The 8,239-nt window shown below is 73.3% G+C and carries 8 protein-coding genes; 5 read left to right on the top strand and 3 right to left on the bottom strand.

Annotated elements, in window-relative coordinates; genetic code table 11:
- Positions 1 to 54: 54 nt before the first annotated feature.
- Positions 55 to 933 carry a universal stress protein gene (locus tag AB0C78_RS50185; RefSeq protein ID WP_360762771.1) on the bottom strand — a complete coding sequence of 293 codons (879 nt, stop codon included), beginning with the start codon at positions 931 to 933 and terminating at the stop codon, positions 55 to 57.
- Positions 934 to 1,129: 196 nt separating this feature from the next.
- On the opposite strand from AB0C78_RS50185, the gene AB0C78_RS50180 reads away from it, so the two are divergent.
- From AB0C78_RS50180 to AB0C78_RS50165, 4 genes are all read left to right on the top strand, one after another.
- On the top strand, positions 1,130 to 3,550 hold the full coding sequence (locus tag AB0C78_RS50180) for a glycosyl hydrolase family 65 protein (protein ID WP_360762769.1): 2,421 nt from the start codon (positions 1,130 to 1,132) through the stop codon (positions 3,548 to 3,550).
- 100 nt (positions 3,551 to 3,650) lie between these two features.
- The gene (locus AB0C78_RS50175) at positions 3,651 to 4,247 is read left to right on the top strand and encodes a hypothetical protein (protein ID WP_360762766.1); all 597 of its coding nucleotides are present in this window, start codon (positions 3,651 to 3,653) and stop codon (positions 4,245 to 4,247) included.
- Positions 4,248 to 4,480: 233 nt separating this feature from the next.
- Complete coding sequence (locus tag AB0C78_RS50170; protein WP_360762763.1) at positions 4,481 to 4,891, top strand: Hsp20/alpha crystallin family protein; 411 nt, start codon at positions 4,481 to 4,483, stop codon at positions 4,889 to 4,891.
- Positions 4,892 to 4,969: 78 nt separating this feature from the next.
- Entirely contained in the window at positions 4,970 to 5,578 is a 609-nt protein-coding gene (locus AB0C78_RS50165; RefSeq protein ID WP_360762760.1) for a universal stress protein, read from the top strand.
- A 96-nt stretch (positions 5,579 to 5,674) separates the two neighbouring features.
- Here the strand turns inward: AB0C78_RS50165 and AB0C78_RS50160 are convergent, their stop codons facing one another.
- Positions 5,675 to 6,538, bottom strand: coding sequence for a universal stress protein (locus AB0C78_RS50160; RefSeq protein ID WP_360762757.1), 864 nt, complete (start codon positions 6,536 to 6,538; stop codon positions 5,675 to 5,677).
- Positions 6,539 to 6,598: 60 nt separating this feature from the next.
- Positions 6,599 to 7,432: a universal stress protein gene (locus tag AB0C78_RS50155; RefSeq protein WP_360762754.1), complete on the bottom strand. Its 834-nt coding sequence runs from the start codon at positions 7,430 to 7,432 to the stop codon at positions 6,599 to 6,601.
- A 270-nt stretch (positions 7,433 to 7,702) separates the two neighbouring features.
- On the opposite strand from AB0C78_RS50155, the gene AB0C78_RS50150 reads away from it, so the two are divergent.
- Complete coding sequence (locus AB0C78_RS50150) at positions 7,703 to 8,194, top strand: DUF2231 domain-containing protein (protein WP_360762751.1); 492 nt, start codon at positions 7,703 to 7,705, stop codon at positions 8,192 to 8,194.
- The last annotated feature ends 45 nt before the right edge of the window (positions 8,195 to 8,239 follow it).

Raw genomic sequence — 8,239 nt, 5'->3', positions numbered from 1 at the left:
CCGGCTGTGGCGGCGGGGCGGCGCCCGCCCCGCCCCGGCCGCGTGCTGGTGCGGTCAGCGGGGCGACGGCACGATGGCGACCGTGCAGGGGGCGTGCTGGAGCATCGCCGAGCTGGTCGCTCCGAGAAGCAGCGGGTCGAGGCCGCCGGCGCCGCGGTCCCCGACCACCAGCAGATCGGCGCCATCCGCTGCCTCCAGCAGAGCCTGACGGGGGCGATCGAGGACCACCGAGGCGTGGAGATCGGCCTTGGGATAGCGGTCTCGCCAAGGGCTGATGGCCCGCTCCAGCGTCGCGGCCCGGACCTCGGTGAGTCTCTTCTTGTCGGTGAACAGAGGCAACTCCGCCTCGTCGACCGCTCCCGGCTCCCAGACCCCGAACACGACCCGCAGGCTCCAGTCGCGCAGCACCGCCTCCTCCATGGCGAAGCCCAGCGCGGCGTCGCCGCCCGCGGACCCGTCCACGCCGACGACGACGCTGCCGGAGGTGCGCCCGTCACCATGACCGTACCGGCGGACGGCCACCACGGGCCGGCGCGCCCGGGCCGGCAGCTGCACCGCGGTCGATCCGACCGGCAGATGGTGGCGCTCGTGGGAGCCGATCACGATCAGCTCGGCGTCGTCGGACTCGCCCACCAGGGCGTCGGAGACCGGCTCGGGCCTCAGCCGCCTGCCGACCGTGCCGGGCATTCCGAGCTTCCGGGCCCGTGCCTCACCGTGCTCGAGGAGCTTCTCGCCCGCCCGCTTGATGATCGCTCTGACGTGCTCGTCGACGTGGTCGGCGGAGTAGGGCCAGTGCCAGCAATGGCACATCACGAGGTCCAGCCCGCGCAGGCGGGCCTCGTCGACCGCCCACCGCAGCGCGGGCTCGTTGTCCTCGCTGGCGTCGTAGCCGAGCAGCACGTGAGGCCGTTGAACTCTGTCCAGTTCGCCCATCCTCAACACATCTCCCCAGTGAGGCGGCAGTACTCCTCGATTACTCAGTCTCGGTCCGCACCGGATCGTCCGGACGGGCCGAAGGTCCCTGGACCCCGGTCCTCCCGGCACTGAGGCCTCGCCGCCTGCCGGTGAGATGGTCCGGAAAGGGGGCATCCTCACCGGACGGCTGCGGACTGACAGGCAAGGGGAGGCCATGAACCGGTGGATCCTCGCCTATGACGGCTATGAACCGGCCGCGGAGCGGCTACGGGAAGCACTGTGCACGCTGGGCAACGGATATTTCGCCACACGCGGTGCCGCGCCCGAGTCGTCCGCCGACGGAACGCACTACCCCGGAACCTATGTCGCGGGCTGCTACGACCGGTTGACCGCGCGAATCGGCGAGCAGATCGCCGACAACGCCGATCTGGTGAACGTCCCGAACTGGCTGCCGCTGACGTTCCGCGCCGCCGGAGGCGAGTGGTTCGACCTCGACCGCGCGTCCGAGGAGGGGCGGCTCCTGTCGTACGAGCAGGAACTGGACCTGCGCCGCGGCGTCCTCACCCGGCTCCTGCGCTGCCGCGACGCGGCGGGCCGGACGTTCCGCCTCGCCCAGCGGCGGATCGTATCGATGGACGACCCGCACCTGGCCGCCCTGCAGACCACGATCGTGCCGGAGGACTGGACCGGCGTCCTGGAGGTCCGGTCGGCGCTGGACGGCCGGGTCGCCAACACCGGCGTGGCCCGCTACCAGAACCTGCCGGCGGAGCACCTCTCCCGCGAGAAGCCGGACGAACCGAACGACCCCGAGCTGTCATGCGTGAAGACGACCACGGTCTCATCGGGGATCGGCATTGCCGTCGCGGCCCGCACCCGGTCGTCCGAGCCCGCCGAACGAGCCCGGCACGCCGAGCCGGGCTGGGCCGCGCAGGACCTGCGCGTCGAGGTCCGCGAGGGCGCGGCGGTCACGATCGAGAAGGTGGCGGCCGTCTTCACCTCCCGCGACCGGGCGATCGAGGAGCACGGCCGGGCGGCGCTCGCCGCCGCCCGCAGCGCGGACGCCTTCGAGGGCCTGCTGGAGCGGCACGAGCTCGCCTGGGCGCACCTGTGGCGCCGCGCCCAGCTCAGGCTCGACCACGCCGACGTGCAGCGCGTCCTCAACCTGCACGTCTTCCACGTGCTGCAGACGGTGTCGCCGCACAGCGTGGAGCTGGACGTCGGCGTGCCCGCCCGGGGGCTGCACGGCGAGGCCTACCGCGGCCACGTCTTCTGGGACGAGCTGTTCATCCTGCCCTTCCTCACCATGCGGTTCCCCGAGATCGCCAAGGCCCTGCTGATGTACCGGTACAGGCGCCTGCCCGCGGCGCGGCGCGCCGCCGCCGCAACGGGCCGCCGCGGCGCCATGTACCCGTGGCAGAGCGCGGCCGACGGCCGCGAGGAGACCCAGCGCGTCCACCTCAACCCGCGCTCGGGCCGCTGGCTGCCCGACCACTCCCACCTGCAGCGGCACGTCGGCCTGACGATCGCGCACAACGTCTGGCGGTTCTACGAGGCGACCGGCGACATCGAGTTCCTCGCCGAGTACGGCACCGAGATCATCTGGGAGATCGCCCGGTACTTCGCCGACCTGGCCGGCTACGACCGCTCCATCGACCGGTACCGGATCCGCGGCGTGATGGGCCCCGACGAGTACCACGACGCCTACCCCGGCCGGGACGAGGCGGGCCTCGACGACAACGCCTACACCAACGTCCTCACCGCCTGGCTGCTGCGCCGGGCGCTGGACGCCCTGGCCCTCCTCCCCGAGGACCGCCGCACCGAACTGCGCGAACGGCTCGCGCTGACCCGCGAGGAGATCACCCGGTTCGAGGACGTCCGGCGGCGGCTGTACGTCCCGTTCCACCACGGGGTGATCAGCCAGTTCGAGGGCTACGACGACCTCGAAGAACTCGACTGGGCCCGCTACCGCGAACGCTACGGCGACATCCGCAGGCTCGACCGCATCCTGGAGGCCGAAGGCGACTCGACCAACCGCTACAAGGCCTCCAAGCAGGCCGACGTGCTGATGCTCTTCTACGTCCTGACGCCGCGGGAACTCGACGAGGTCCTGCGGCACCTCGGCTACGAGCACGGGCCAGACCTGATCGCGCGGACGACCGCCTACTACCTGCCGCGGACCTGCCACGGCTCGACCCTCAGCTCCCTGGTCCACGCGTGGATCCTGGCCAGCACCGACGGCGACCAGGCCTGGCGGGTCTTCCGGGAAGCCCTCGGCAGCGACCTGGAGGACGCCCAGCACGGCACCACCGCCGAAGGCGTCCACCTCGGCGCCATGGCCGGCACTGTCGACCTCGTCCAGCGCTGCTACGCCGGAATGACCACCCAGGGCGGCACCCTCCACCTGAACCCCCGCCTGCCCACCGCGATCGGCGAGCTGCGCCTCGGGCTGCGCTACCGCGGGCACTGGGGAATTGACCTCACCTGCCGTCAGGACCGGCTCAAAGTGACGCTCCGTCCCGGAGCCGCGCTGCCCGTCCGCATCGCCTTCGCCGAGGAGACCGTCCTCATCCAACCCGGGGACTCCTGGGAGACCCCGCTCCAGAACGGCAGGACGCCGCCCATCACCGGCGAGTGAACGCCGGGCCGTTCGTCCCGCCGGCACAGGACGTCCGCACCTGCAGGCCGTTCCCCGCCCACGGTTACGTTCGCCGCACAGACGATCCCAGGAGGCGGCCATGTCCAGCGTTCACCTGCGTCACGCCTTGGACGGTCTGCAGCGGCTACGGCGGCGGTTCGGTTTCGACGGCAACGACCTGCGACGCACGGCGGACCGACGGCAATGGGCCGTCGGACTGGCGGCGACGGTGTCGTTCGCCGGGATCGCCCCGCCGCTCTGCGCGGACATCATCTCGCTGACCTACCGGTCCGGCGTGAAGGCCGAGGCGGCGCAGGCCGCCTCGCACCGACTCGTCGACGCCCGTGTCACGCGCACCGAGACCGAGACCACCGGGCAGATGCGCTACTCCTACGCCGTGCTGGCCTGGACGACCCCCGACGGCGAAACGCACTGGGCGACGACCCCGGCGAAGAAGGCGACCGCGCCCGGCACGATACGGCGGGTATGGGTGGACGCCTCAGGCGAGATGACGCTGCGCCCGCAGAGCCACTCCGACACCGTCACGACGGCGGCCTTCGCCGGCGCCGCGGCCACCCTCGCCGCCGGGGCGCTGCCACTCTCGGCCTACCTGCTCGTCCGCCGGCGCTGCGACCATCGCCGCGCGCAGATGTGGGACGCCGCCTGGGCACGCCTGGACCGTCGCCAGATGAACTGACTCCCTTGGACTTTGGTCCCGTCGCGACGTGACCGATGGCCATGGGACCGGGGCGCCATCGGAGAAACCATGTAATTGGCACCCACCGATGGAGGCGGGCACCGAGCCCGGAGCAGCTGACCAGGCGGCCGCCAGGCCGCAGGACCCATCGTCGCCAAGACGGGCATCCGGCACCCGGGCGCACCGACCCCACCGGCGGGTGTCCCCAGGCCCCGTCCCCAAGGGAGGCACCTATGTCCGCGCTGGAGCGTCGCGAGTCCCGCATCCTGCCCGACCTCTTCGACTGGTTCGATTCGCCGTTCGCCATCTTCCGCGGCGGCGCCCAGGCCATGCGGGTCGAGGACTACGTCGACGGCGACAACCACGTCATCCGCGCCGAACTGCCCGGCATCGACCCCGACAAGGACGTCGAGATCACCGTCGCCGGCGGCGTGCTGCGCATCCACGCCGAGCGGCACCAGGAGAAGAAGGAGGCGCACCGGTCGGAGTTCGGCTACGGCTCCTTCACCCGATCCTTCACCCTGCCCGCCGGCGTCGAGACCGACGACATCAAGGCGTCCTACGACCAGGGCATCCTCACCGTCCGGGTGCCGATGCCCAAGGCCGCCAAGCGCGAGGCCAAGCGGATCACCATCGCCAGGTGACGCGGTGACGAGGGCAGCGGACCGGACCGCCGGGCCGATGCCCTCCCCGCGTCCGGGCACGGAACGGAGATGAGGGCGATGACACACCTACCCGAGACCGATCGGATCGTCGTGGGCGTGGACGGGTCGGCGGCCTCCTTGGCCGCGCTGCTGTGGGCGGCCGACGAGGCGGAACTCCGGCATGCCGAACTCGTCGCCGTCCGCGCCTGGCGGGCCAGCCGGGAGTGGCTCGCCCCCTACGCGGTGGCGGCCGCCCGGCCGTCCCCCGGGCAGGAGCGCGAACGGGCCCGCAGCGGGCTGGCCGCGGACGTCCGCAGGACCCTCGGCCCCGCCCCCCGCGTGCCCGTCCGGCAGGAACTGGTCCGCGGCGAGGGCGCACGCGCGCTGATCAGCCGCGCGGCCGGCGCCCGGCTGCTCGTCCTCGGCGGGCGCCCCGACGGACCGTCGCCGGATGTCCCTCCCGGGCCGGTGGCCTCCGCCTGCCTGAGGCACCCGCCGTGCCCGGTCGTCCTCGTCCCGCCCGTCTATGTGCCAGAGGAGCGCGCGCACGGCACCGTCGGCGCGCATTGGCAGGCGCACCACGCTGGACGGACATCACCCGACACCATGCCCGCGGTCTCCACGGCCGGTCCCGGCGGAGCATGGCCCTACGAGGATCGAGGCCGGTTCTCGGAAACCCTGCGGTGACGAGTTCCCGCCGCCGCCAATGCGAGAGAAACGGTGAAGGCCCGGCCAGTGCCGGGCCTTCACCCTGCTCTCCACTCGGTCGCCGCCGGGGATCCGTCACGATCGGGGGCCGGCGGCGGGGACCACGGCGACCGGGCAGTGCGCGTGGTGGACCAGCGCGTGCGTCACCGCACGGTTGCGGGGGACCGTCAGTCCCTCGCGCGCGTGCGTGCCGACGACGACCAGGTCGGCCGCCCGGGAGGCGGCCATGAGCACCGCGGCGGGATTGTCGGCGACGATCGACTCCTCGATCTCCACCCCGGGATGCCGCTTGCGCAATGGGGCATGCGCCTCGAGGACGCGCCATCGAGCACGCTCCTCCGCGCGTTCAAGGCTCGCCGCGGCTCCCGGCCCGTCCAGGGCCTCGGGGAAGGGCCATGCGTGCACGACCCGCAGGCGGGCGTCCCAGGCCGCCGCGGCCCGGAACGCATACTCCAGGGTCGCCGAGTCGTCACCGAGCCCGATACCCACGGCGATCTCGCCGTGTCCGGCCTCGGCCTCGCCGCGCACGACCACGACGGGGCAGGCCGAGTGCCGGACCGCGCCGAGCCCGACCGAGCCCAGCACGAGCCCGGCGAATCCGCCGAGGCCGCGGTGGCCGACGACGAGCTCGAACGCGTTCCTCGACCGCTCCGCGAGAGCGCGCACGGTGCTCGTCGCGGCCAGCTCGACGTTCACCTGGATCTCCGGCCGCCGGTCGCGTGCGACGCGTTCGGCGCTCGCCAGGATCTCGCCGCCGGCGCGCGACAGCGAGGCGACCTCCCCCGGCGCGGCGGTCAGCGGGACGTCGAACGCCCAGTTCTCGACGGCGTGGACGATCTGCAGGTCTCGCCGGTACCGGGCGGCCTCGTCGGCGGCCCAGGCCACGGCTCGTGCGGACGGGACGGATCCGTCGGCGCCCACGATGATCGGTTCGGCCATGGTCCTTCTCCTCTGTCGGTCCCGGCCTCCCGGGACGGGTTCGCGCCCGGCGCTCCGGGCTCAGTCGCGCGGCGGGACGACCACCACGGGGCAGGCCGCGTGGTGCAGTACGGCGTGGTTCACCCGTCCCAGCGCCATGCCGGACGGGGCGTGCCTCCGGCGGGCCCCCACGACCAGCAGGGCCGCGTGCTCGGACGCTTCCACCAGTGCCCGGGCGGCGCTCCGGTCGGAGATCATCTGGTCGACGGGGACGTCCGGGTGCGCTTCACGGACGCCGGCGAGGGCCGCGGACAGTTCCATGTCCTCCACGACCCGGGCGCGCGGCGAGGGGAACTCCCCGCCGACCGCGTGTAGGGCGAGGATCCGGGCGCCGCGCGCCTCGGCCTCGCCGAACGCCCAGTCGACGAACCGGTTCTCGCCGGGCCGTCCCTCCACGCCGAGGACGATCTCGCCGGGCGCCTCCGCCGGGAACGGCGCGGACCGGGGCACGATCAGTACCGGGCAGCGCGCGTGCGCCGCGGCGTACAGGCCGACCGACCCGACCAGCAGCCCCTCGAACCCCCCGACCCCGCGCGAACCGACGGCCACCAACGCGGCCCGCCCGCTCTCGCCGACCAGCGCGTGACCGGGGTCGTCCGGCGCCAGGCTCGTTTCGATCCCGAGATCCGGATGGATCTTGAGGGCGTACTGGCGGGCCTCGGCGAGGAGGTCCTCGCGCTCGGCGATCAGGTGCACCAGCACGTCCTCGGGGATCCTGCCGCCGTGCATCAGGAACCGCCCTCCGTGCACCAGCCGCAGCGGCAGCCGGTGGCGGACCGCGTGGTCGGCCGCCCAGTCCAGGGCGCGCCACGCGTGCGCGGAACCGTCGATGCCCACGATGATCGGAGCCGGCACTGGTATCCCTCCCATGCTCCGGAAACGTCCCACTGCCGACGCTAGGCGGCGCGTTCCCGCCGTTCTCCGGCCGAAGGTCCCCTCTTGGCAGGGCCACGGTCACCGCGACCGGCGGCCACTCGCGGGCGGCTGTAAACACTTCCCGACATCCTCGTGACCGCGGTGCCCGGCCACCTCTGAGGGTTCTCTGAAAGAGAGCGAAGCCATGGGCAGAACGGGGTTAGTCGGGACATTCTCGTCCAGTCCCCCCGTCTCTGTGAAAGGCCGCTCATGCCGTCGACCCTCTGGGGCCTGCCCACCCACCCGCTCGTCGTCCACCTGGTGGTCTTCCTCGTCCCGCTGACCGTGGTCGCCACGCTCGTCGTGGCGCTGTGGCCGCGGGCGCGGCGGGCGGCCGCCCCGTGGGTGCTCGCTCTGGCGACCGCCGCGGTGATCTCGGTGCCCATGGCGACGTCGAGCGGCGAGAACCTGGAACAGCGGGTCCCGCACAGCGCGCTGGTCGAACGGCACGCCGAACTGGCCGACATGCTGCTTCCGCTCGCAGGGGCGATGTGGCTCGGCCTCGCCGTCCTGGTCGGCGTCGGCTGGTACGCCCGCCGGGAGCCCGCCTCGGCGCCGCGGTGGGCGGGCGTGGTGACCGTGGCGGCCGCGGTCCTGGCGGTCGGCGGGGCCGCCGCGTCCGGCGTCCAGGTGGTCCGGATCGGGCACAGCGGCGCCGACGCGGTGTGGCACGGGGTGGCCGCTCGTCCGGGCGGCCGCTGAAGATCGACAGGGGCCGCGGCCCGGCGCGCGGGGCCGCCCCCGCGC

Origin of the sequence: Actinomadura sp. NPDC048394 (assembly GCF_040651755.1) — a bacterium.
Taxonomy (GTDB): Bacteria; Actinomycetota; Actinomycetes; order Streptosporangiales; family Streptosporangiaceae; genus Spirillospora; species Spirillospora montaniterrae.
The sequence above is the reverse complement of the archived record's forward strand: the minus strand, read 5'-3'. Positions and strand labels throughout refer to the sequence as shown.

Bases quoted from the DNA above. Each gene is read 5' to 3' on its own strand.
- AB0C78_RS50165 (WP_360762760.1), top strand. From the start codon at position 4,970: ATGACACACCTACCCGAGACCGATCGGATCGTCGTGGGCGTGGACGGG.
- AB0C78_RS50150 (WP_360762751.1), top strand. From the start codon at position 7,703: ATGCCGTCGACCCTCTGGGGCCTGCCCACCCACCCGCTCGTCGTCCAC.
- AB0C78_RS50185 (WP_360762771.1), bottom strand. From the start codon at position 933: ATGGGCGAACTGGACAGAGTTCAACGGCCTCACGTGCTGCTCGGCTAC.
- AB0C78_RS50160 (WP_360762757.1), bottom strand. From the start codon at position 6,538: ATGGCCGAACCGATCATCGTGGGCGCCGACGGATCCGTCCCGTCCGCA.
- AB0C78_RS50180 (WP_360762769.1), top strand. From the start codon at position 1,130: ATGAACCGGTGGATCCTCGCCTATGACGGCTATGAACCGGCCGCGGAG.
- AB0C78_RS50170 (WP_360762763.1), top strand. From the start codon at position 4,481: ATGTCCGCGCTGGAGCGTCGCGAGTCCCGCATCCTGCCCGACCTCTTC.
- AB0C78_RS50175 (WP_360762766.1), top strand. From the start codon at position 3,651: ATGTCCAGCGTTCACCTGCGTCACGCCTTGGACGGTCTGCAGCGGCTA.